The organism is Enterobacter sp. 22466 (assembly GCF_052044775.1).
GTDB lineage: Bacteria > Pseudomonadota > Gammaproteobacteria > Enterobacterales > Enterobacteriaceae > Enterobacter > Enterobacter dissolvens.
In genome coordinates this window covers 1-22893 of the sequence record NZ_JBQENX010000020.1, presented here as the reverse complement: position 1 = coordinate 22893, position 22893 = coordinate 1, and the positions used below count along the sequence as shown (strand labels likewise).

Genomic DNA, 22893 nt, shown 5'->3' with positions numbered 1-22893 from the left:
TTCGCCATATCCTGAGCGTACTGCCGGAGTGGCCCAGCAACAAAGTGGCCGAACTGCTGCCATGGAACGTAGATCTCACCAATAAATAGCCGTCAATACGGCGCTCACTTAACGCTTACTTATTTTTTTTAGAGCAGTAAAGGCTCATTCACTTTTAGACAAAAACTAATAATGGTCGACGGATTTCATTGTGCCCGGTCATCAGGAGCCCGTGAACTACGCCGTGATGCCCAGTAAACGTTCTGCATTGCGAAACGCGATGGCCTCTTTTTCAGCCTTGTTGACGGGCAGACTGTCGATAAATGTTTTTACACCGTCCAGTGTCTGATAGGGGTAATCAACGGAGAAAAGGATCCTGTCTGCCCCCATTAACGCGTAGATAAACTGGAAGTGCGGCAGTGTCAGCATACCTGACGGGGTAACGTAAACGTGTTCCTGGAAGGTTCTCGTTAGCGTGCGTGACAGACCCGTTGCAGCCAGCGGAAGGCTGTCATCAAGACGCTGCAGCCAGAAGGGCAGCATCTCCCCCCAGTGGCCACTGATTACCTGCAGGTGGGGATATTTATCAAATGCGCCCGATAACATCAGCCGTAACAAATGGATCCCGGCTTCGTGATGCCAGCCCCAGCCAAACATAGAGAGCCGGGCGTTGACCTCTGCGCTGAAGCCCGTGAAGTAGGCCTGTTGCACGCTTTTAAACGGTAATCCGGGATGAAGGTAGAGTGGCACATTCAGTTTATTAAAGCGGGAAAGCAGGGAGTCATAGTCAGGATGATCGAGAAAGCATGAAGAGGGTCGGCCATTCAGAAGTGCCCCCTTAAACCCCAGTTTTTCAACTGCGCGGACAAGCTCTTTTTCAGCCTCTTCCGGCAGTGCCCAGGGAAGTGTGGCAAATGCCGCGAAGCGATCCGGGTGATTTCTTACCGCCCCGGCAAGGCGGTCGTTTGCCGCCGTATTTAATGTTACCGCTTTATCACCGGGAGCCAGCTGGGGGAATCCGCCCACAGAGAGGATCTGCAGGGTAATTCCAGCCTCATCCATATCCCTGAGGCGGCGGCTTCCCAAATCAGCGCCTTTCGCGTTTATCAGCGCATTCTTTTCTATCTGCGGACGGCTTCGGTCAGGATTATGACCATCAGCGACGGTTTTCCCCCAGTCGCCAAGGAAAGGTGCCTGCTCAAGCGCAACAGGCATACACGCTCGCCCTAACTCGCTGTCGAGATAATGTTCTTCGAGACAAATGATTTTCATATTCTCACCCTTCATACAAAGCAGTAAAAGTGATGCAGATTAGGATCGCCCGGAACAGCCCGTTCGTGAGTGTCATTCATGACAGTCTGTCCCGGACGGGGTTTACACCATCGGTTTTTCCCAGGCGCCTCGTGTATCCACTCTGGTCTCTGTGGCGAGTTGTTCCAGCAGGATGATTTCCTCATCGCGTAACTGGATGTCTGAAGCGCAGGCGGCGTCCAGAACGTGATGGACTTTAGTCGCACCAACGAGGGGAAGGGTACCTTTTGCAATAGCCCATGCGATGGCTATCTGTGCCACGCTGGCATTCCTTTCGGCTCCCATTTTTTTCATGGCGGCGGTTAATCTTTCTATCTGCGGTAGTACTGCGTTATAACTTTCGGCCCGGCCACTCCCGGCAGGCATGGGATGATTTGAATCATAACGACCACTGAGCGCGCCTTGCTCCATCGTTATTCTTGAAAATTATGCGCTCTGGCCGTCGGTCAGGGCGGAATATTCACCTAACGGAGCCGTGTATGAACTATACGCATCTTGGCCGCACCGGCCTGAAAGTCAGCCGCCTTTGTCTCGGAACCATGAATTTTGGTGACGTCACCGACGAGAAAACCAGCGCCCGCATTCTGGATGAAGCGCTTGAGGCGGGTATCAATTTCATTGATACAGCAGACGTGTATGGCACCGAGCAATCACCCGATATCCAGCAAGGTTCGGGGCTGTCCGAAGAGATTATTGGTCGCTGGCTCCATCAGGGTGGCCGCCGTGACCGTATCGTTCTGGCGACGAAAGCCTATCAGCCTATGGGACCAGGTCCGAACGATCGCCGTCTTTCTGCTTACCATATTCGCAAGGCCTGCGAGGACAGTTTGCGACGGCTTAAGACCGACCATATTGACGTCTATCAGATGCATCACATCGATCGTTATACACCATGGGAAGAGGTCTGGCAGGCCATGGAGCTCCTTATTCAGCAGGGAAAAGTGCTTTATATCGGTAGCAGCAATTTCGCAGGCTGGGACATTGCGACTGCGCAGTCAGTGGCCACGGCTCGTCATTCCCTGGGCCTGGTTGCTGAGCAAAGTCTCTACAATCTCACTGCCCGAACTGTTGAGCTGGAGGTCATTCCCGCATGCCGTCATTTTGGCCTGGGACTGATTCCCTGGAGCCCACTTGCCGGAGGGTTGCTTGGCGGCGTACTGAAAAAGATGGCAAGCGGGCGCCGTGCGAGGCCCGCGTTTGCCCGTCTAATCGAACAGTATCGTCCGCAGCTGGAAGCCTACGAAGGATTATGTGAGGACCTCGGCGAAACCCCTTCCGATGTGGCGCTTGCGTGGCTCCTGCAGAATCCTGTCGTTACTGCGCCACTTATCGGGCCTCGTACGGTCGAGCAACTCCGGGAGGCGCTTCACGCAACGACAATCACGCTATCAGACGACACCATGAGCTGTCTCGACGAAATCTGGCCCGGACCCGGGGGAGAAGCGCCCCAGGCTTATGCCTGGTAATGACCAAATTAATGAATCCTTTCTTCGCTATAGGGAGTTCCAGTTTATGAGCAAGATGATGCATGACCAGCATTCTGCTTCCGTACCCGCTTCCCGGGATCGTCGCAATTTTCTGATCGCTGGCGCCGGTCTGGCGTTGGCCGCTACCACCCTTGGCAGGAGCGGAGCCGTGATGGCTAAACCGGCTGGTCAGGACACGTCGGGCGCCCCTTCGGATGCTGTTCCCGTCCAGAAGGAGACCTTAACCACGCGTAAACTCGGCTCGCTGGAGGTTTCAAGTATGGGACTCGGGTGTCTGCCTATGGTGGGGTATTACGGCGGTGGTCCGCGCGATCGTAAAGCCATGGTTTCGCTCATCCGGGCCGCCTTCGAACAAGGCATCACGTTCTTTGATACTGCCGAGGTGTATGGCCCCCATCTCAGTGAAGAATTTGTCGGGGAAGCACTGGCCCCTGTTCGCGATCGTGTGGTGATTGCCACTAAGTTCGGTTTCGGCGTGGAGGAGGGGAAGCCAACCTCCCTTAACAGCCATCCTGACCATATTCGCCGTGCCGTAGAGGGCTCGCTAAAGCGTCTGAAAACGGACCACATCGATCTTCTTTATCAGCATCGCCCCGATCCGAATGTGCCGATTGAGGATGTGGCGGAAACCGTGAAGGCGTTGATCCAGGAGGGAAAAGTGAAACACTGGGGATTGTCGGAAGCGAGTGCCAGGACAATCCGCCGCGCACATGCGGTACTCCCTGTGACTGCAGTACAGAGTGAGTATGCCATGTGGTGGCGTGAACCGGAGACGCGGATATTTCCAACGCTCGAAGAGCTGGGTATCGGCTTTGTACCTTACTGCCCGACCGCCGGGAGTTTCCTTGCCGGGGCAGTCAATCCAAGCCAGCGGTTCGACAGCACAGATCGGCGGCATAACCTGCCACGCTTCCAGCCCGATGCCCTGGCCAAAAACATGGTACTGCTTGAATTCGCGCAGTCGTGGGCCCGCCGCAAAAACACCACTCCGGTTCAGTTCGCGCTGGCCTGGGTGATGGCTCAGCGGCCATGGATAGTCCCCATCCCGGGTACGACGCAATATCCGCACCTGATAGAAAATAGCGGTGCACCGCAAGTCCGGTTGACGGACAGCGAGTTACGCGAAATCGATGCAGCGCTTGCCAGGATCCCATTGCAGGGCGGTCGCGCAGATCCGTTTACCGAAAGTCAGTTTGATAAAAGTTAAACGGTGATGGCCACCTTAGGCCGTCGCCTGGTGGAGCGATGATTTTTCGATCGGCGCATTCGCGTCTGCACCGCTTCCCATTTCACATCAGTGTCCGGGAATGATTGGCCTGAGAGACCCGGCAACGCCGGGCCAGGGGAGGGCATTAACAGTTCTGTATTGCTGAAGGCGGCGTGAGTGAAGGTGGCGTATCCGGAAGCGGGGGAATGATCCCGTCAACGGGGTGCGGCAGATAGTGTGCCTCGAGTTCCATGATTTCGGCATCGCTAAGTGAAAAGTCCAGCGCGCTGATAGCCGTGGAAAGATGTTCTGGTTTCGTCGCGCCGATGATCGGTGCTGTGATGACCGTTTTTGATAGCAACCAGGCAATTGCAACATGAGCTCTTGGCACTTCGTGCTTTTCAGCAATGCTGGCAACAACATCAATAACGGGCTTATCCAGCAGGGCTGCGTTCTCATACATTTTTAACGCAAAGGCATCGTTTTGCGTTCGTCGGGACGTGACACTCCAGTCGCGCGTGAGCCTGCCGCGTGCCATCGGACTCCAGGGGATCACACCCACGCCCTGGTCTTCACACAGGGGCAGCATCTCGCGCTCTTCTTCCCGGTAAAGCAGGTTGTATTGCGGTTGCATCGTAATAAATCGGGTCCAGCCGTTACGCTCTGCCGTATGCTGCATTTTTGCAAAGCGCCAGGCTTCCATAGATGATGCGCCGATGTAACGTACTTTTCCTGATTTAACGAGGTCATGCAGAGCCTCCATGGTCTCTTCAACAGGCGTGGAGTGGTCAAAGCGGTGAATCTGAAAGAGATCCACATAATCCATACCTAAGCGCATCAGGCTATCGTCAATAGACTGAAAAATGGCCTTGCGGGAAAGAAACCCGGTATTGGGTGAGTTGCGCCACGGAAAGAAGGTCTTTGTCGCCACAACAATCTCATCGCGTCTGGCCATTTCTCTCAGCGCTTTTCCAGTGATCTCTTCAGAACTTCCGCCCGAGTAGATATTCGCGGTATCAAAAAAATTAATGCCCGCTTCAAGCGCCTGACGAATGAGCGGACGTGACGCCTTTTCATTCAGGGACCAGGGTTGAGGCAAGCGTTCAGGTTCACCATAGCTCATACAACCGAGACAAAGACGGGAGACTTGCAAACCGCTACGACCCAGATTCACATACTTCATTCTGTGTTCCTTCTTTTATTGCCAGCAATTCTGTATGTGACAGGGTATTGCACTGACATGAAGGGAACCAGCATGCGCCATCGAATGGTGCTATGAGTTTTTTTCACAGATGAGCGTAATCGTCAGTGAAAGACGAGAAACGAGAGGGAGGTCAGACAAGCCGACTTGGTTCATGAAGTAAGTTATCAGTTAATTGGATTTAACTTATGTTGATCACAAATGTTGTTCATAGAGAGCATATTTTATAATGCATTGTTTTTGTATGATATTTATCAGCCTTGTCCATTTTGCCAAAAAATTTACTTCATGAACCAATCCCGAATAGCAGCATTGCGACTGTTTTGATGAATTTCGATTCACCGTACTTCGTCTCGGACCAAGCGAACTTGCTCTACGTCCACTTAGTGCCAATGGCATACGTTGTTAAGCTCATGCAGTATGGATTCACGAAGAACATACGTTATTTTTTGTCCTGATTGACTCGGAATGAAAGCTCCTGATGGCTCTCTTTTCACTCGCTGTAGCGATCTGCAAGATAACCGGTTTGTCCCTTAAGCAGCACTGTGATTTTAAACAGCGCCTCGGCTACATCGACGGAACTAAATGTTTCTCGACTATTCTCTAAGGCAACTTGCGGCATTTACAAAAAAGAGCCGGGTTTTACCCGGCTCTTTTTAGCTGATTTCAAAATCTTTTAATTCCCCACCTTCAGCAATCAGATTTGAGATCCGCTTCGGCATTCGCCCCTGACCTGACCATGTTTTTGACTCTCCAGTTTCGTTAGTATATCGATACTTCGCGGGGCGGGGGGAGCGCGTCCTTTTAGCCTTACCCGGAGAGCCAATAGCAGCTAAAAGTTCGGAGGGGTCGATACCCTCATCAAGCATCATCTGACGAAGTGTTTCCAGTTTATCGCGGCGCTGACTTTCATTTGCAAGACGTAATGTCTCTTCTTCTCGTCGTTCTATAAGAATAATTTTAAACTTTTCCAGAACATCTTCCAGTACATCTAATGACATTTCACGAGTCTGAGAACGTAAGGTACGGATATTGTTTAACTGTGTTAGAGCATCTGACATAAAGAGACCTTTTAAAGTTTTTTTGTTGTTCAGCAAATACCAATGTCGACGGTTGCTCATCGACCCGATTTTTCTTACTGAGCATTTTAATGCGATTGGGACATATTGTTATTAACGAGGTTTAGACTACTTATATAAATCTCTTGTCGCAAGAGAAAATTAAGAAGAATGTGCAAGAACTAAATTACAACTCCTACGAAATGTCCATGCATTTTTGAAGGTACTTAAAACTATGATGCCAGGAGTCATCCGGAGAGCCTTTTTATATCCTCATAACTTATTGCTTCAGTCACACCTGATGAGATTTAAAATGAGGAGAGACAGCGCCGCCACTTAGCAAGGTTTTTCACAAATGGCAAGATGGCACGCAGGGGAGAGACACCTGCATTTTGTCAGAAGGTAGCGAATTACTCTCTCTTTATAGAGGTGTTTCTAAAAAAGTGTAATGTAAAAAAAAAGCCTGCTGTTAGCAGGCCATAAATGTTTTCAACTCATTTTTTGTTCGATTCTGATAAATAGGGTAAGCATGCAATTAAACGTGGAGCAGAGAGCATGACAAAAATGCTATAAATATTTCCTGGCCGCATCAAGTATCTCCTGTGACGTTAACTCCCTGTCAGTAGCCACGTAAACAATACCATGATCGCCAGTTAAGGAAGGAAAACCTGCAGACATAATCCGAAGATGTGTTTCTTCACCGTTTGGATATTCCTGCCTGATAGAGGATATACCTTCCAGAACGGTCATGACTTTACAGGATTCAGCATTAAAGAAAACAAGGACTTTAGTCATATTCTATTACCCTGTTCTCTCGTGGATATTAACTGGCAGATGCCATTAAGGTCAAAGCCATTACGCACTTCTTATTTAACATGTGGTTAGTTTGTGCTTTTAGACTTTTTATGCAGTAGTACTGCACTTCATCACATCGGTTGGCATACTCATAATTTTGAAAAATATGCTGATCAGATATTATGAATAAACGACTTCCATCTGATTTAAGTTATGGATCTGTCTACTCAGGAATAATCCTTCATCGTTATCGCAGACCCACAATGATTTATTTATCGCAAAGTGTTACGTTTGCAGCAGCAGGACCCTTGTCTCCGCGGTGAATGGCGAATTCAACTTTCTGACCTTCAAATAAAGTTTTAAAGTTGTCGCCATCAAGTGCAGATAAATTGACAAAGATATCTTTGCTGCCATCAAGAGGAGAGATGAAGCCAAAACCTTTGTCTTCGTTAAACCATTTAACCAGGCCCATAATTCTAGAGGTCATACTGACTCCGTTATACATGATTGTATTGATAGTAAACGTATAGGATTAAACATATGGACTCAAAAGAGGGGATATCAACGATAGCGCCTGGTAATGAGAACTGCCCGGAAAATTTCTAACTTTCATTAGTACATCGAACTGATGGGATTCATTAAGGCACAGTGAATCGATATAAGCAAATTATCTTTTAGCCGTCCAGAGGTCCTGTAGGGAAAATAAAAGTGGCTGAATGCCATTTTCAATGTATAGTCTTTACGTGTTTTCAATAAGGAATTGACTTGTCCCATAAAATGACAGGAATTGTCAAAAGCTTTGATATTCTTAGTGGTAAAGGCCTCATCATCCCATCTGATGGACGAAAAGACGTTCTGCTTCACATTTCAGCCGTTAACTCTCGCGAATCAGAATTACTCATCCCTGGAAGCCGCATAGAGTTTTGCCGGATAAACGGTCTCAGGGGGCCTGTGGCTGCGAACATTTATCTTTCCTGATTTTCAGTGTGTCAAAATAGATAGATTAAAACTTAACCACATGTGGTACGGTGAAGCTCATTCATTGAAAGGTTAATGGTTATGTCTGTTATCAATTACGCAATGAAATTCTTCAGCAGTGCGTCTACTGCCACTGCTGCCTGTCCTGTTTGTGGCTTAAAATCAGTACAACCGTTGTCAAAAATCCGGCTCAACCAGACCATGCTTTGCCCCGGATGTAAGGCTCTGTTTATCTCCCGACGCTAGCTCGACCAAAACCGCAGAACAGAGCTCATGTCCTATACTTATGTTAGATTCCGGCAGCTGTTAAATCCCTGATGCCTGACGCCCATCCTGAGAGAACGTTTCTGAACTGATTTCGCAACTGCTCCTGCGCGCTAACGTCGCATCAGAGCAATGCTATGAAAATGATCCCCAGAGCGTGGTTTAACCGCTCCCGTATTCTGATGAATGCTGCCGAAAACATAACGTTTTCGGCGAACGATCCTGCCGGTGAAAGCTCGCCGCGGTCGGAACTCTTTTCGACCGTCCAGATGGAACGCTACGGCCAGAAGCTGGCGCGGACTCATAAAGTATCACCGGATAGGCATCCTTATTATCTTCTGAAACGGCTTGGCGACAATGAGGCCGTCATTACCCAAAACTGCTATGAGCTTAACGCGGGTAAAAAGACCAGTATCATGCCCGCCGGTGAATGGCTGCTGGACAATTATTATCTGATTGAGGAACAAATCCGCACTGTCCGCCAGCATCTGCCGAAAAGCTTTGGCAAAGGTCTTCCGTCGCTTGTATCGCCGTTGAATTGCCCACGAATTTATCATATTGCATCAGAGGCCATTGCTCACGGCGATGGCCGCTGGGATGCCGCCAGCCTGACCAGCTATCTCACTGCCTATCAACAGGTGACGCCGCTGACGCTGGGTGAAGTCTGGGCGTTACCGGGAATGCTGCGCCTTGCGCTGATTGAAAATCTTCGTCGTATCAGTATGGAAGTGATAAAAGCGCAGCAGGACAGAAACCTTGCTGATACGTGGATAACAAGGATTGTCGAATGCGCAGAGAGTGCGCCTGGTGATTTAATCATGGTGGTTGCCGATATGGCGCGCTCCCGACCTCCGTTAACCAGTGCGTTTGTCGCAGAGCTGGTGCGGCGCCTGCAGGGGCATGGCAACGCGCTGTCGTTACCTCTGACCTGGGTTGATCAGTGCCTTCGGGAACAGGGGATCACCACTGACGTTCTCATACATAGTTTCAATCAGCAGCTTGCCGCCAGCCAGCTGTCCGTCAGTAACAGCATCGCGGGCCTGCGTTTATTGAGTGAAACGGACTGGGCTGATTTCGCCGAAACGATAAGCGTTGTCGAACAGGCATTACGCAATGATCCTGCCGGCATCTATCCCCGGATGCACTTCAATACCCGGGATCATTACCGGCACGTAGTTGAGGTTCTGGCCAGGGACAGCGGTCTCAGCGAGCCTGAGGTTGCTGAGAAGGTGCTGGCGCTTTCAGAGGAAAAAGCGCCCGATACACCGGAACATCATGTTGGTTATTATCTTGCGGGCGAAGGTCGACAGGCGCTGGATATTCATCTCCTGGCAGACGCCTCAAGGCTCATACGCTTGCGGCACAGTTTCAACAGAATAACCCTGCTGTCATGGCTTGGAAGCCTGGCGTTGCTGACAACCGCAGCGACCGCAGCAATATTGCACGAAACCGCCATGCAGGGCGCAGACTGGCTATTGATCGCGGTGATATTACCTCTGATTATCGCATTAACTCAGTTAATGAGCGATTTGCTCAGTGATGCAACCACCCGTTTTCGCGTTCCTCGACCCTTGCCGGGGATGGATTTTTCAGCCGGTATTCCCGCTGACAGTGCCACCATGTTAGTCATTCCCTGCATGTTGACCAGCCACGAAAGTTTCAGCCAGCTCCTCACCAGTCTTGAAGTCTGCTGGTTGGGGAATGAAAACGAAAATCTCAGGTTCGCGCTGCTCACTGATTTTGCTGATTCTGAAAATGAACCCTCGCCGGAAAGTCACGCGCTGCTCAGACAGGCTATCGCCGATACGCAGGCGCTTAATCGCCGCTACCCCTCCGGCCGACCACGTTTTTATCTGTTACATCGCCAGCCTGAATGGAACCCCTCGGAAGGAGCGTGGATGGGCTATGAACGCAAGCGGGGAAAACTGGCGTTACTGAACAGCTGGTTGCGCCATCCCGGAACGCAATTCGTCAGCGTTGCAGAGATGCCTGCCCACCTTTTACCGGGTCACATAAAATACGTCATTACCCTGGACAGCGATACGGTGCTCCCGCGCGATACGGCACACAAACTCATCGCGACGATGGCGCATCCGCTGAATACGCCTGAGTATGATCCGGTACGCCAGAGGGTTGTCAAAGGATTCGGTATTTTACAGCCCGGTCTTGCGGAGGAGATACCACGCAACGGTCAGGGGCGTTACGCAGCCCTGCGCAGCAGCGTACCGGGCAATAACCCTTATTCGATGATGTCTTCGGATATTTATCAGGATCTCTTTGGGGAAGGCTCGTTTGTGGGCAAAGGGATTTACGATGTTGATATTTTTATGCAGGCCACTACCAACATCTGCCCGGAAAATCTGGTACTCAGCCACGATCTGCTTGAAGGATGCTATGCACGTTCGGGTCTGCTGAGCGAGGTGTTACTGTACGAACAGTACCCTAATAATTATCTGTCGGATGTTGCACGACGTTCACGCTGGATCCGGGGTGACTGGCAACTGCTTAACTGGCTAAAACCACGCGTCAGAAAAGCCGATGGAACCCGGGTCAGGAATCCGCTGACCGCGCTTTCTTACTGGAAATTACTCGATAATCTACGTCGCAGTCTGGTCGCCCCCTCCTTACTGATATTGCTGTTCTTCGCTCTGCTTTGGGTACCCAACCCGGTTTACTGGCTGGGCATACTGTTGCTGATATGGCTGTTGCCAGCCATCCTCTGCATCAGCCACGACCTTCTGCATAAACCTCTGCGTCGCCGCGTGAAGCCGCATCTGTTAATGGTGGGGGCGGGCGCGCTAAAGCGTCTGTCAGGTATCAGCCTTAATTTTGCGATACTGCCGCACGAAGCCGGATATTCGCTGAAAGCGATCGCCGTGACGCTATGGCGACTGGGGATAAGCAGGCGTCACCTCAGCCAGTGGGGCAGCCACAGCCAGGACAGCAGTCAGGCCAGACCCACTGTTGCACGTTTTTATCAGGCGATGTGGCTGAACGTTGCCGGTGGCGTGGCGCTGACAATACTGACCGGACAATTTGCCCCGCAGCTGCTGGGGATTGCGTTACCGATCGGTTTGGTATGGTGTGTGGCACCGCTGCTGATGAGCTGGCTGAGTCGCCAGCCCGTGCGTAAGGTTTTTTCGCCTAATCAGGAACAAAAACAGCTGTTACGCCAGACAAGCCGTGAAATCTGGGCTTTTTTTGAAACATTTGCCACAGCAAAAGAGAACTGGCTTCCGCCTGATAATTATCAGGAAATACCACAACCGACGGTGGCACACCGAACTTCTCCTACCAATATTGGTCTTTCACTTATGGCTAACCTGACGGCATGGGACTTTGGCTACCTGCCTGGCGGAGAGGTGCTCCGGCGCGTGTCGCTCACGCTCGACACGATGGATAAAATGGAGCACTACCGGGGCCATCTCTACAACTGGTATGACACCCGTACGCTGGCCCCCCTAAGTCCACGCTATATCTCCAGCGTCGACAGCGGCAATATGGCCGGGCATTTATTGACCCTTCGTGCAGGCCTGTCCGCCATGCGTCATCAGCCTGTTTTAAGCAACCAACAGATACTGGCAGGACTGAACGATACGCTGGATATTCTGGAAAAACAGTGGGGTAAGAACCCACCTGACAGCCTGAGACTGCTGCGCAAGCATTGCCTGAACGCGGTGTCGCTCTCTCCGCAGGCGCTTTTCAGCGAACTGAAAAGCATGCGCACCCAGTGCAACCATCTGACCAGCGCATGTCATCAGGGATCTCCTCTTCAGATGCGCTGGGCTGGACATCTGGAGCATCAACTGGTTCAGCTTTGCCATGAGTGGTCTCTGTTGCTTGGCTGGTTGCCTGCATCCTGGAATGAACAGACGCTGCCGACGCTGAGCGAGCTTGCCCGTCCGACATTAACCGGTACAGGAACGCCTCCGGCGTCAGTGGCGGAGCAGGCCCGAATGCGACTCAATATTATCACCGAGCTGGAACAGCGGCTGGATGAGCATGCCCGGATGGATTTCGCCTTTCTGTACAGTGAAGCAACCAGTCTGCTCAGCGTCGGTTATAACTGTGACACCAATATGCCTGACAAAAGCCACTACGATCTCCTGCCATCTGAAATCCGCCTGACCAGTTTTCTTGCCATTGCGACTAATCAGCTGCCTCTTAAAAGCTGGTACGCGCTGGGTCGATTGTTTACCACGATTGATAATGAAACTGCCCTGATGTCATGGAGCGGATCCATGTTTGAATATCTGATGCCGAATCTGGTGATGCCCACCTGGCCCGGCAGCCTGCTCGATGAAATGAGTCAGTCGGCGGTTATGCGCCAGATTAACTGGGGGAAAGAACGCGGGGTACCATGGGGTGTTTCAGAGTCTGGCTATCATGCTTTTGATGTTCAGCATAATTATCAGTATCAGGCATTTGGCGTACCGGGTCTCGGTCTGCGCAGGGGGCTTGCCGATGACATGGTTGTTGCTCCTTACGCCACGCTGCTGGCGCTGATGGTTTCCCCACAGAGAGCCTGTGAGAACCTGTTCAGGCTACAAAAAAATGGTGCACGCGGAGAATACGGTTTTTATGAAGCGCTGGACTATACCCCCTCACGTCTTGCAACCGGTCAGCTCTATGCGGTGGTACAGTCCTGGATGGCGCATCACCAGGGTATGGCATTTCAGGCGCTGGCTCATGTGCTGCTTGACGCCCCCATGACTGAACGCTTTATGTCCAGCACGGTATTCCGGTCAGCGAGTCTGCTGTTACAGGAGCGCGTGCCGGATGCGGTCGATCTGTACAGTCCGCGCCGTCATTTTGAATCTCATGAGGGCAGGGTCAAACCCGTCCGCTATGAACCCCGTATTTTCTATAGCGTGGATACCCCCACCCCGGATATTCAACTGCTGTCCAACGGCCATTATCATCTGATGTTGACCGCGGGGGGCGGTGGTTACAGTCGCTGGAATGATATTGCACTAACCCGCTGGCGCAGTGATACCACCCGTGATAACTGGGGAGCATTTTGCTACTTCCGCGATACCCAGACGGGAGATGTGTGGAGCAATACCTGGCAACCGACAGGCTACACCAGCGGACAAGACGAGGAAGTGTTATTCACCGATGCGGGGGCAGAATTCAGACGCAGCTTCGGGGGACTCAGCGTCAAAACTCAGGTGGTGATCTCTCCGGAGGATGATGTTGAATTGCGACGGCTCACACTGATTCATCGTGGTCGCAAACCTCGCTCTCTGGAGCTGACAACCTATGCTGAAGTGGTACTGGCACCTGATTTCAGCGATCTGGCACACCCGGCATTCAGCAATTTGTTTATTCAGACTGAGCTGGCTCCTGAGCGTGACGCTATTCTTTGCCACCGGCGCCCGCGCTCACCGGATGAACCGGGCCCTTGCCTGTTTCACATGATGGTGGTGCACGGCGATAACCGACATAACGTGTCGTTTGAAACGGACAGGGCAAGCTTTATTGGACGTGGCAGAAACCCTGCGAATGCCCTGGCAATAGAGGCGGGAGGGACGCTAAGCAACACGTCGGGCTCGGTGCTGGATCCGATACTGGCAATTCGCCACGCCATCATTCTGCAGCCGGGGCAGCCGGTTACGATTGATATCATTTATGGCATCAGCGAGACCCGTCAGCAGAGCCTGGCGTTGCTGGAGAAATATCGCGATTACCCTATCGCCGATCGCGTCTTTGAACTGGCCTGGTCTCACAGTCTGGTGGTATTGCGCCAGATGAACGCCAGTGAAGATGATGCCACGTTGTTCAATAGTCTCGCCAGCGCTGTGCTTTATCCTGTCCAGGAGCTGCGAGCCGAAGGCCAGGCGATCGGCCGCAACCGGCGTGGCCAGTCCGGACTGTGGGGCTGGGCAATTTCAGGGGATCTGCCGATAGTGCTGCTGAGTATAACCAGCGAGGAAAGTATCACCTCAGTGACCACACTGATTCAGGCACACCGTTACTGGAGACAGAAAGGGCTGGATGTTGATTTGGTTATCCTGAATAACAGCCCCGGCGGCTACCAGCAGGGATTACAAAATCAGATTATGGAGTTAATTTATGCCGGGTCTGAAGCCAGTCTGCTGGATAAAAAGGGCGGGCTTTTTGTCCGGAACGGTGAGCATCTCTCCGCTGAGGATAAGTTGCTTTTGATGAGCGTGGCCTGTCTTTATCTTGATGACCGCGCAGGGGGTATTAATGAGCAGCTTAACCAGCGTATTCATACCCTGAAATCGCCGGCAAGGGCATTCATTCCGCGTGCTGTGCGCGACCGTAATCAACATACGGACTGGAGCCCTGATACCAGTCAGTTATGCCATTTCAATGGGTACGGTGGATTTTCTCAGGATGGGCGGGAGTATCAGATCGTCCTTCGGGAAAATGCGCTTACACCGGCTCCCTGGTCGAACATACTGGCAAATTCTCGTTTTGGCTGTGTGATCTCAGAGGCAGGGCAGGCCTATACCTGGTATGAGAATGCCCATGAATACCGGTTGACGCCGTGGGAGAACGATCCGGTGAGCGATCGCAGCGGCGAGGCATTTTACCTGCGCGATGAAGAGAGCGGGGAGTGCTGGTCGCCGACAGCTTTACCTGTTCGCGGACACGGTGATTACCTGACCCGCCATGGTTTTGGCTACAGCGTTTTTGCCCATCGTGAGAGTGGTATAGACAGCGAGTTGACGGTCCTGGTTGCTGAAGAAGATCCGGTTAAACTGGTGCTCCTGACGCTCAGCAACTCTTCGGGACGGACACGTCAACTTTCCGTCACAGGCTATGTAGAGTGGACGCTCGGAGAAACACGAACGCGCTCAGCCCCTCACATTGTGACACATGTGGCCAGAACGCCCGGCGGCTGCGGGGTGCTTGCGAATAACTTTTATGGTGATAATGGTGGCGGCCGAACTGCATTTTTTGCCGTCAGCGGTAATGACTGTTCTCTGACAGGGGATCGCCGGGAGTTTATTGGCCGTAATGGTTCCCTTCACGCCCCTTCGGCCATGAAACTGCAAAAGCTTTCTGGTAAGACGGGGGCCGGTCTGGATCCCTGCGGAGCGGTGCAATCGGCGGTTACATTAATTGACGGGGACCAGAGGACGTTTATTTTTATCCTCGGCGCAGAGGAGAATGATGTCTGTGCTCAGGAGACGCTGGCCCGCTACATGAACGAGGATACGGTCCGCCAGGAGCTGAACCGGATTCATAATCACTGGCACAATGTTCTCGATAAAATCGTAGTTAACACCCCCGACACGTCCGTAAATTTACTGGTTAATGGCTGGCTGTTGTATCAGACGGTCGCCTGCCGTCTTATGGCCCGGAGTGGCTACTATCAGTCTGGCGGTGCATTTGGTTTTCGCGATCAGCTGCAGGATACGCTGGCTCTGAGCCACGCTGCTCCGGACCGGATGCGTGAACAGATAATACTCTGTGCATCACGGCAGTTTATCGAAGGGGATGTGCAGCACTGGTGGCACCCGCCACACGGCAACGGTGTGCGTACCCGCTGTTCCGATGACTATCTTTGGCTGCCGCTTGCTGCTTGCCACTATGTTGAAACGACGGGGGATATGGATGCACTGGAAATACGCATTCCTTATCTGGAGGGACGCTCGCTTCAGCCTGGTGAAGAGTCTGTCTATGACACGCCGGTCATCAGCGGCACCGAAGAGACACTCTGGTTACACTGCGTCAAAGCTATTCACTATGGACTTCGCTTCGGGGAGCATGGCCTGCCGCTGATGGGGGCTGGTGACTGGAATGACGGGATGAACCGGGTGGGTATCGAAGGCAAAGGTGAAAGCGTCTGGCTGGGCTTCTTCCTGTACGACATTTTGCAGCGGTTTGCAGCGCTGGCGGAGCGCAGGCTGGATGAAAGCGTCGCCGCGATGTGCCGTTCACAGGCTCTGCGCCTGCAAAGTAATCTCGAAGCCCACGCCTGGGATGGGGAATGGTACCGGCGCGGGTATTTTGACGATGGTACTCCCCTGGGATCGAAAACCTCACAGGACTGCCGGATTGATGCGATTGCGCAGAGCTGGTCTGTATTGTCCGGCGCCGCGAGCCCGGGACGGTGCGCAAAGGCCATGCAGGCGCTGGATAAGCACCTTGTGGATAACGAAGGAGGGCTGATCAAACTGTTAACGCCTCCTTTCGACGGACACGGTCCAAATCCGGGCTACATACAGGGGTACCTGCCCGGCGTGCGGGAAAACGGAGGGCAGTATACGCATGGCGCCATCTGGGCAGTGATGGCCTTTGCCCGAATGGGGAATGCCGAACGAGCCTGGCAACTCTGGTCAATGCTCAGCCCTGTAAATCATACCCTGAATGCGGACTCTGTCGGGATTTATAAAGCTGAGCCTTATGTCATGAGTGCTGATGTCTACAGCGTCGCTCCCCATACCGGACGTGCAGGGTGGAGCTGGTATACCGGTTCCGCAGGCTGGGCCTGGCGTTTACTTACCGAGGAATTACTGGGGATAAAACGTTCCGGCACTGACTTTAGTGTTCATGCCAGGTTACCGGATGAGTGGTCGTCTTTTTCTATGGCATATCAATATGGTGAAAGCCATTATCAGATTAGTGTTTCACGCGGCGATGCAGAATATTGCGTGACGCTGGATGGTGTTCTCCTCCCTGATGACAGAATACCGCTGAAGGATGATGGACAAAACCATACGGTTGAGATCATTCAGAACTGACACTGATCCCGGAGGTGCATTAACGTCTGCCGTTAATGCGCTGATTATCCCTGAGAACATCAATCGCAGTCTGCATGGCGATTTTGTCATCCCGCCTTTTTTGTTTGTCCTGCATGACCTGAAGGTATTCCAGCAAGGTGCGGGTATTAATCGGTCGGCCCTGTTTACCCACAGCCAGCACGGCTTCGCCAAGAATAATTTTCACAGGCGGTAGTTGTGCCGGATACCAGTCAAGGGTGTCTTCTGATTTCATCTTAAATTTCTCACGGAAGGGTAGTGTACCATAAATCAGACGTTCAATTTTCAATATCTGATAACCTCATTCAGACACAACTTAACATAACTTATGCCAGTTATTTTTATATTAAAGCGTATAATAATTACTATATTTCTCAGAGAATTATTTATGTCTTATACAAATGGGCTCAGGTATTTTAAAGAAAGACCGGTTCATGTTGCCTGCCCGGTATGCGCATACAGAGCCGATCAGAAAGCAGGTAAACTAAGAAAAGATGCGGTTCTTGAGTGCCCTGCCTGCGGACTGTTGTTCAGACCTTCAGAATGCTGGTGTATCGGCGGCTGAACGGCTTCTGCCACGTAACGTCAGTGATGTCGGAAAATGACAACGTTCCTCCTGTACTGCAGTTGTCGAGGGTATGATAATGAAATCTAAAAAATCTGTTTTTATTGAAGGACATATCCTGTCGAACAGCTGTCACGGGCAGGCTGGCCAACCTTTCTGTATTCACCGGGTCAGGTTTAGTAATGGTAAATATGCGATTATTCGGGTGGCATCCGGGATATGTTTCAAACCAGGCGAAATTATTCAACGAAACGATTGTGAGTGGTTTTATAAACTTACCAAAATTCGGCTTCTTTCTTTTGAGTACCTTGATGATGATGAATCAAGAAGACAATTTCTTGAGTATCAATGATAAAACATGGATTTATAACAAAATAACTTTGCTGGCTTACAATTCATTACTGACTCTTTAAATTCTTTACCAGTCATTGCAAAGTTATTTTTTTCTGAATTTAGATGACTTTAAATTGTCTAAAACAAAATGTACCGCTAAAGACAAATTGCTTCATTGTTTTCCTTTTGCGTTATAACCTTCATTAGCATTAAGGAAATTTATGGCACAGACTTTTACTCATAATTTACTTCATCCTCGCCACTGGCTTACCTGGTCTGGTTTGGGTCTGCTGTGGCTTCTCGTTCAACTTCCTTACCCAGTTTTACATACTCTGGGCTCTGGCCTTGGAAAAATATCCAGACCCTTTCTGAAACGCCGGGAAGGAATTGCGATTAGAAATATCGAACTGTGCTTTCCCGAGATGACACCGTTTGCCCGGAGCCAGATGGTCAATAAAAACTTTGTTTCTCTCGGGCTGGGACTGATGGAAACAGGAATGGCCTGGTTCTGGAGCGATGCGAGAGTCAAAAAATGGTTTGATGTCGAAGGGCTTGAAAACCTGACCGGCGCGACAAAAGGAGTAATGGTTGTCGGGATTCATTTTATGTCCCTTGAGTTGTGTGGAAGAGTAATGGGGTTATGCCATCCTATGATGGCAACGTATCGCCCACACAATGATCCATTAATGGAATGGGTACAGACAAAAGGGCGTATGCGTTCAAATAAGGCTATGATTAATCGACGTAATTTATCAGGTTTTGTTCATGCGCTAAAAGCAGGTGAAGCCGTTTGGTTTGCACCAGACCAGGATTATGGGTCTAAGGGAAGCGTTTTTGCACCTTTTTTCTCGGTAAAAAAAGCAGCCACGACGAACGGAACGTATGCTCTGTCAAAACTCGCTGGTGCACACTTGATCACACTTAGCATGGTTCGACGTAGCGATAAAAAAGGTTATCACATGTATATCAGCAATCCGTTGGCAGGTTATCCAGGGGAAGATAAGGTCGCCGCAGCGGCTTATATGAACAAGATCATCGAGCGTGAAATTCTCCGTGCTCCTGAGCAATACCTGTGGATGCATCGCAGGTTCAAAACGCGTCCTGAAGGCGAAGTTTCTTTATACAAATGAACAACTCAACTTGTCATGAGCCAGAATCTATCTTTCTTGCCACTGCGTATTTGTAAAAATGCGATAAGGAATTTTCGATCGGATTCATGTTAACGATGGCTTGACTGACAGCCAAGGTTAATCAATTGAACCGGTTCGGATTTGAAGGTCCGTTTTTCGCTCATAGTGGACAGTTTAATCCCTATGAGCTCCCATCACTCTTCATTGGCTCATATGTGGCTTTCGAGAGCTCCGCTGCTGTCGGCCTGTCAGCGATACCTGCGCAGCAAACACGCCGCGCATATACGGTTTGGGCTTAACTTTTATCAAACGCTTAGACTACTTTTCACCTGCCGAATTTTTTGGATAAAAGCCATCATTGCCAAAGCAACATCGAAAAACGCTTAATTAAAAGTGCTCACGCCTGCATCCCCTTACCCCGTGCCAGGTTAATCCTGTCAACGCATTCCCTAAACGCTTTGACTTGCTCTGGAGAGAGCTCAGATTCATCAATGTTGGCCAGAAGAGCATTGAGGGAGCGCTCAATATCATTTTTTGCTAATCGTAAACAGATAACCTTAACCCAACGTGGCGAGAACTTGCTGAGGCCGATTGCTCTTGTGATTCGTAATTTCATGCCATGCCTCTCAACCACCAGTGTGGAGGTTTTCATACTCGCTTATAACACGCATTGGATAGGCCTTCTGTTATTATTTCACCTGCAAGCTGACAATAGGCATTGCGCCTGGGACCAACCAGCTTTCAGCGAACATCAAATTTGGTTGTCCAGCCTGATGCGCAAGCGCTACGTCATACCAGAGAGTTACTAGCTTAACTTATGGCAATTTTAATGATCTGATACAGGTTGGGATGTCAGCTTTGTGCCTGAAGCGGACCTGTTTGAATAGCCTGGAACGATAGTACCCGTCAGTCTGGAGACTTCTCAGCCTGCTTTGTTGTCATTGTCATACCGCACGAATTACTCATTCATCACTCTTTAACTGATTAAAAGTTTGTTATATGGTTTTATCTAGTGCACTATATAATCATCTACAAGATAACGGATTGGCATATGAGCATGCAGTCACGACAGGAAATAGGGACACAACTTTCGTTTGCCCTCTATGGTGCGGCGAGCCGCATGAACCGGTTACATAAGCCGTTGCTGGACCCGCTGGGGCTAACCTTTCCCCAGTATCTGGTCATGCTGGAGTTGTTTAACGGAACCCCACGCACCGTGGGTGATATCGGGAATAAGCTCGGCATGGATACCGGCACCATTACCCCCCTTCTCAAACGGCTTGAGGCTGCCGGACGCATAGTTCGCATGCGGGATCGCGCTGACGAAAGGCGAGTCCTCATTACTCTTACGGATGACGGGCTCGCTTTGCAAAGCGAGCTGTGGCACGTAACCGAAAAAATCAAATCAGCCTGTCAGTTATCGGATGCGAAGCTCGAGGAGTTACGAGATACCCTCAATAACTTTGCCCATCCCGCTGATAACTGATCATCCTCCACTCAGACAAAAGGTACTGGTATGAAAATAGGCATTATTGGCGCTGGAAACATTGGTGCGACTCTGGCACATAAGCTCTCTGTGCAGGGCCATGAGGTCAAACTGGCTAACTCAAGGGGACCGGAAACAATTGCAGAGATTGCGCGAAGAGCTGGGGCACTGGCGGTTGAGCGTCAGGAAGCCGTACGAGATGTGGATGTCATCATCCTCTCTACGCCCTTTGATAAGCATGCTGAACTGGCTGAACTCTTGCGTGATGTTCCGGAGAGCGTGATCGTCATTGATACGTCTAACTACTATCCCTTCCGCGACGGGGACATTGAAGAGATCCGTGAAGGCAAACCTGAAAGCGTGTATGCCAGTGAAATAGTCAAACGCCCTCTTGTCAAAGCCTGGAACGCTGTTCTGGCCGAGACGCTTAAAGATAAAGGGCTGGTTGCCGGTTCACCCTCACGTATCGCTATTCCGGTTGCCGGCGACAGTACGGTAGCAAAATCTGTTGCACTAGAACTGGTCAGTCAGACCGGTTTCGATGCAGTTGATGCCGGTACGCTTAGCGAATCATGGCGGCAACAGCCCGGCACGCCAGCCTACTGTACTGAGCTAAAAACCGGAGAGCTTGAAGCAGCCCTTAAGGCAGCGGATAAAACTCGCGCTCCACTAAACAGAGATGCGTTGATCAAGGAGTTTATGTCTGCAGGCGAACAACTCACTCATGATGCCATCGTTAAACGTAACCGTGCAGTAACGGCCTGAGCCAAAAAGGGGATGTTATGATTAATTATGAAAAGTACCGGATTGCTGTTCTGGGAACCGGCCATATCGGTAAAACGCTTGCTCGCAGTCTCGCCTCTGCCGGTCACTCCGTTAAGGTTGCAAATTCACGTGGGCCTGAAACGATAGCCCCCGACGTGCTTGAAACGGGCGCTGAAGCAGCCGATGCAGCCAGTGCAGTACAGGATGCACAGGTTGTCATCCTGTCCATACCTATGGCAAAGGTTGCGGATATCGCGCCTCTGATCCGGACATTACCCAGTCATGTTATCGTTGCTGACACGTCGAACTATTACCCACATCGCGACGGAATCATCGATGGGTTCTCAGATGGTCAGGTCGAAAGCGCGTGGGTAGCGCATCTCCTGAACCGTCCACTGGTGAAGGCCTGGAATGCAATAGGTTCAGATTCTCTCGCTACAAAAGGTAAAGCAGAGGGTACAGCAGGACGTATTTCAATTCCGGTGGCAGGGAATATCGTAGAGCACAAAAAATTGATTATGCGTCTTGTCAGTGATACGGGGTTTGACGCCTTCGATGCAGGTACAGTTGAGGAGTCATGGCGTCAACAACCGGGTGCACCTTGCTACTGTACTGACCTCACATTTGATGAAATGAAGTCAGCGATCGCCGCAACGGAAAAAACACGGCTGCCTGCGCGTCGGGATATTGCTGTTCAGGCAATTCAGGAGCGAATGGGCGATAAGCAATCCAATCCGACTGCAGATTATATTGTTCGATTACACCGGGCTCTTTTTATGTAATCCGTAAGCCATATTTCATTTATCGATGTATGAGCGAAAATGCAAACATCTGCTCTTCGCTCATAAGAGACAACCATACTCAAATCTCCCACATTGCAGGAGATTTGAGTATGAACACGTCACCGTGGAATAAAGACCGTATCATAGGCCAAAAAAGACCACTTCAGATATCTCATATCTGGGGGATCCGAATCCGGCTTGAACTGGAAGGTAAAACGCGTGATTTAGCTCTGTTCAATATGGCCTTAGACAGTAAGCTACGAGGCTGCGATCTGGTGAACCTCAAAGTATCTGATGTTGCATATGGTAGCTCGGTTTCAAGCAGAGCAACGGTGCTGCAACAGAAAACCGGTAGCCCTGTGCAATTTGAGATAACCAAAGGGACAAGAGAAGCTGTTGCTGCATTGATAAAGCTTGGCAATTTGCACAGTAAAGACTTCTTGTTTCGGTCTCGGATCGGAACTAACCGGCACATATCAACCCGACAATACAGCCGAATTTTTCATGGGTGGGTAGAAAAGCTTGGTCTCGAAGCTTCGCTTTACAGCACACATTCCATGAGAAGAACAAAACCTTACCTGATATACAAGAAAACCAAGAATCTTCGGGTGATCCAACTTCTGTTGGGCCATAAGAAACTGGAAAGCACTGTCCGTTATCTAGGCATCGAAGTCAATGATGCGTTAGAGATCTTGACCTGCCCCCAGGATTAGATACAAGGCTCAGTTAGTAATGTCGGATCCTTCACTCTCAGAATTACCCTTTCTCCAGCTCGCTGCAAACTCAGACGGCGTCTGATAATTCAGCGTGGAGT

The 22893-nt window shown here is 50.6% G+C and carries 20 protein-coding genes and 2 pseudogenes; 13 read left to right on the top strand and 9 right to left on the bottom strand.

The genetic code is table 11. The features are described 5' to 3' along the window. A partial coding sequence (locus ACTJJI_RS25710) for a hypothetical protein (protein WP_440656173.1) occupies positions 1-89 on the top strand: 89 nt, incomplete at its 5' end. A gap of 127 nt (positions 90-216) precedes the next feature. Here the strand turns inward: ACTJJI_RS25710 and ACTJJI_RS25705 are convergent. Both ACTJJI_RS25705 and ACTJJI_RS25700 read right to left on the bottom strand, forming a co-directional pair. After that, the gene (locus ACTJJI_RS25705; RefSeq protein WP_203462290.1) at positions 217-1251 is read right to left on the bottom strand and encodes an amidohydrolase family protein; all 1035 of its coding nucleotides are present in this window, start codon (positions 1249-1251) and stop codon (positions 217-219) included. Between the two features lie 102 nt (positions 1252-1353). Continuing rightward, positions 1354-1701, bottom strand: a pseudogene (locus tag ACTJJI_RS25700) (aldo/keto reductase); the annotation flags it as partial. 68 nt (positions 1702-1769) lie between these two features. Between ACTJJI_RS25700 and ACTJJI_RS25695 the strand changes: the two are divergent. Together ACTJJI_RS25695 and ACTJJI_RS25690 are read left to right on the top strand one after the other, a co-directional pair. Further along, positions 1770-2756, top strand: a complete 987-nt coding sequence (locus tag ACTJJI_RS25695) for an aldo/keto reductase (protein WP_440656170.1) — start codon at positions 1770-1772, stop codon at positions 2754-2756. A 46-nt stretch (positions 2757-2802) separates the two neighbouring features. Continuing rightward, positions 2803-3984 (top strand): aldo/keto reductase, encoded by a 1182-nt coding sequence (locus ACTJJI_RS25690; RefSeq protein WP_440656168.1) that lies wholly within the window; start codon positions 2803-2805, stop codon positions 3982-3984. A gap of 145 nt (positions 3985-4129) precedes the next feature. Here the strand turns inward: ACTJJI_RS25690 and ACTJJI_RS25685 are convergent, their stop codons facing one another. From ACTJJI_RS25685 to ACTJJI_RS25665, 5 genes and pseudogenes are all read right to left on the bottom strand, one after another. Then, positions 4130-5167 carry an aldo/keto reductase gene (locus ACTJJI_RS25685; protein WP_063426459.1) on the bottom strand — a complete coding sequence of 346 codons (1038 nt, stop codon included), beginning with the start codon at positions 5165-5167 and terminating at the stop codon, positions 4130-4132. 511 nt (positions 5168-5678) lie between these two features. Further along, positions 5679-5789: pseudogene (locus ACTJJI_RS25680) on the bottom strand (arsenical resistance protein ArsH); the annotation flags it as partial. A 52-nt stretch (positions 5790-5841) separates the two neighbouring features. Further along, positions 5842-6246, bottom strand: coding sequence for an H-NS family histone-like protein (locus tag ACTJJI_RS25675; protein ID WP_023303013.1), 405 nt, complete (start codon positions 6244-6246; stop codon positions 5842-5844). Positions 6247-6810: 564 nt separating this feature from the next. Then, positions 6811-7038 (bottom strand): hypothetical protein, encoded by a 228-nt coding sequence (locus ACTJJI_RS25670; protein ID WP_042714788.1) that lies wholly within the window; start codon positions 7036-7038, stop codon positions 6811-6813. A gap of 268 nt (positions 7039-7306) precedes the next feature. Beyond that, the gene (locus ACTJJI_RS25665) at positions 7307-7525 is read right to left on the bottom strand and encodes a cold shock domain-containing protein (RefSeq protein WP_148422684.1); all 219 of its coding nucleotides are present in this window, start codon (positions 7523-7525) and stop codon (positions 7307-7309) included. 278 nt (positions 7526-7803) lie between these two features. Here ACTJJI_RS25665 and cspF point away from each other — a divergent pair, with 278 nt between their 5' ends. The 3 genes from cspF to ACTJJI_RS25650 all read left to right on the top strand — a co-directional run bounded on the left by cspF (position 7804) and on the right by ACTJJI_RS25650 (position 17000). Beyond that, a complete protein-coding gene (cspF, locus tag ACTJJI_RS25660; protein ID WP_001446195.1) occupies positions 7804-8016 on the top strand; it encodes a cold shock-like protein CspF in 213 nt (70 codons plus the stop codon). Positions 8017-8091: 75 nt separating this feature from the next. Then, positions 8092-8262 carry a YnfU family zinc-binding protein gene (locus ACTJJI_RS25655; protein WP_305955329.1) on the top strand — a complete coding sequence of 57 codons (171 nt, stop codon included), beginning with the start codon at positions 8092-8094 and terminating at the stop codon, positions 8260-8262. Positions 8263-8417: 155 nt separating this feature from the next. After that, positions 8418-17000 carry a GH36-type glycosyl hydrolase domain-containing protein gene (locus tag ACTJJI_RS25650; RefSeq protein WP_440656165.1) on the top strand — a complete coding sequence of 2861 codons (8583 nt, stop codon included), beginning with the start codon at positions 8418-8420 and terminating at the stop codon, positions 16998-17000. Between the two features lie 19 nt (positions 17001-17019). Here the strand turns inward: ACTJJI_RS25650 and ACTJJI_RS25645 are convergent, their stop codons facing one another. After that, on the bottom strand, positions 17020-17253 hold the full coding sequence (locus ACTJJI_RS25645) for a hypothetical protein (RefSeq protein WP_004132711.1): 234 nt from the start codon (positions 17251-17253) through the stop codon (positions 17020-17022). A gap of 93 nt (positions 17254-17346) precedes the next feature. Between ACTJJI_RS25645 and ACTJJI_RS25640 the strand changes: the two genes are divergently transcribed. The 3 genes from ACTJJI_RS25640 (at position 17347) to lpxP (ending at position 19046) form a co-directional block, all read left to right on the top strand. Further along, a complete protein-coding gene (locus ACTJJI_RS25640) occupies positions 17347-17583 on the top strand; it encodes a YnfU family zinc-binding protein (RefSeq protein ID WP_350309020.1) in 237 nt (78 codons plus the stop codon). A gap of 79 nt (positions 17584-17662) precedes the next feature. Next, entirely contained in the window at positions 17663-17935 is a 273-nt protein-coding gene (locus tag ACTJJI_RS25635) for a hypothetical protein (protein WP_016239704.1), read from the top strand. Positions 17936-18137: 202 nt separating this feature from the next. Beyond that, entirely contained in the window at positions 18138-19046 is a 909-nt protein-coding gene (gene lpxP / locus ACTJJI_RS25630; RefSeq protein WP_023329314.1) for a kdo(2)-lipid IV(A) palmitoleoyltransferase, read from the top strand. Between the two features lie 397 nt (positions 19047-19443). On the opposite strand, the gene ACTJJI_RS25625 is transcribed toward lpxP, so the two are convergent. Continuing rightward, a complete protein-coding gene (locus ACTJJI_RS25625; protein ID WP_042718081.1) occupies positions 19444-19662 on the bottom strand; it encodes a hypothetical protein in 219 nt (72 codons plus the stop codon). Between the two features lie 435 nt (positions 19663-20097). On the opposite strand from ACTJJI_RS25625, the gene ACTJJI_RS25620 reads away from it, so the two are divergent. From ACTJJI_RS25620 to ACTJJI_RS25605, 4 genes are all read left to right on the top strand, one after another. Continuing rightward, positions 20098-20532 (top strand): MarR family winged helix-turn-helix transcriptional regulator, encoded by a 435-nt coding sequence (locus ACTJJI_RS25620; protein ID WP_174592426.1) that lies wholly within the window; start codon positions 20098-20100, stop codon positions 20530-20532. Positions 20533-20562: 30 nt separating this feature from the next. Beyond that, positions 20563-21297, top strand: coding sequence for an NADPH-dependent F420 reductase (locus ACTJJI_RS25615; RefSeq protein ID WP_049137951.1), 735 nt, complete (start codon positions 20563-20565; stop codon positions 21295-21297). A gap of 17 nt (positions 21298-21314) precedes the next feature. Continuing rightward, a complete protein-coding gene (locus ACTJJI_RS25610) occupies positions 21315-22079 on the top strand; it encodes an NADPH-dependent F420 reductase (RefSeq protein WP_042718056.1) in 765 nt (254 codons plus the stop codon). A 110-nt stretch (positions 22080-22189) separates the two neighbouring features. Beyond that, complete coding sequence (locus ACTJJI_RS25605) at positions 22190-22792, top strand: site-specific integrase (RefSeq protein ID WP_440656161.1); 603 nt, start codon at positions 22190-22192, stop codon at positions 22790-22792. The last annotated feature ends 101 nt before the right edge of the window (positions 22793-22893 follow it).

What these genes read in the sequence shown, in the direction of transcription:
- ACTJJI_RS25705 (WP_203462290.1), bottom strand. Translation starts at nt 1,251, where the DNA reads ATGAAAATCATTTGTCTCGAAGAACATTATCTCGACAGCGAGTTAGGG.
- ACTJJI_RS25695 (WP_440656170.1), top strand. Translation starts at nt 1,770, where the DNA reads ATGAACTATACGCATCTTGGCCGCACCGGCCTGAAAGTCAGCCGCCTT.
- ACTJJI_RS25690 (WP_440656168.1), top strand. Translation starts at nt 2,803, where the DNA reads ATGAGCAAGATGATGCATGACCAGCATTCTGCTTCCGTACCCGCTTCC.
- ACTJJI_RS25685 (WP_063426459.1), bottom strand. Translation starts at nt 5,167, where the DNA reads ATGAAGTATGTGAATCTGGGTCGTAGCGGTTTGCAAGTCTCCCGTCTT.
- ACTJJI_RS25675 (WP_023303013.1), bottom strand. Translation starts at nt 6,246, where the DNA reads ATGTCAGATGCTCTAACACAGTTAAACAATATCCGTACCTTACGTTCT.
- ACTJJI_RS25670 (WP_042714788.1), bottom strand. Translation starts at nt 7,038, where the DNA reads ATGACTAAAGTCCTTGTTTTCTTTAATGCTGAATCCTGTAAAGTCATG.
- ACTJJI_RS25665 (WP_148422684.1), bottom strand. Translation starts at nt 7,525, where the DNA reads ATGACCTCTAGAATTATGGGCCTGGTTAAATGGTTTAACGAAGACAAA.
- ACTJJI_RS25655 (WP_305955329.1), top strand. Translation starts at nt 8,092, where the DNA reads ATGGTTATGTCTGTTATCAATTACGCAATGAAATTCTTCAGCAGTGCG.
- ACTJJI_RS25650 (WP_440656165.1), top strand. Translation starts at nt 8,418, where the DNA reads ATGAAAATGATCCCCAGAGCGTGGTTTAACCGCTCCCGTATTCTGATG.
- ACTJJI_RS25645 (WP_004132711.1), bottom strand. Translation starts at nt 17,253, where the DNA reads ATGAAATCAGAAGACACCCTTGACTGGTATCCGGCACAACTACCGCCT.
- ACTJJI_RS25640 (WP_350309020.1), top strand. Translation starts at nt 17,347, where the DNA reads ATGCCAGTTATTTTTATATTAAAGCGTATAATAATTACTATATTTCTC.
- ACTJJI_RS25635 (WP_016239704.1), top strand. Translation starts at nt 17,663, where the DNA reads ATGAAATCTAAAAAATCTGTTTTTATTGAAGGACATATCCTGTCGAAC.
- lpxP (WP_023329314.1), top strand. Translation starts at nt 18,138, where the DNA reads ATGGCACAGACTTTTACTCATAATTTACTTCATCCTCGCCACTGGCTT.
- ACTJJI_RS25625 (WP_042718081.1), bottom strand. Translation starts at nt 19,662, where the DNA reads ATGAAATTACGAATCACAAGAGCAATCGGCCTCAGCAAGTTCTCGCCA.
- ACTJJI_RS25620 (WP_174592426.1), top strand. Translation starts at nt 20,098, where the DNA reads ATGAGCATGCAGTCACGACAGGAAATAGGGACACAACTTTCGTTTGCC.
- ACTJJI_RS25615 (WP_049137951.1), top strand. Translation starts at nt 20,563, where the DNA reads ATGAAAATAGGCATTATTGGCGCTGGAAACATTGGTGCGACTCTGGCA.
- ACTJJI_RS25610 (WP_042718056.1), top strand. Translation starts at nt 21,315, where the DNA reads ATGATTAATTATGAAAAGTACCGGATTGCTGTTCTGGGAACCGGCCAT.
- ACTJJI_RS25605 (WP_440656161.1), top strand. Translation starts at nt 22,190, where the DNA reads ATGAACACGTCACCGTGGAATAAAGACCGTATCATAGGCCAAAAAAGA.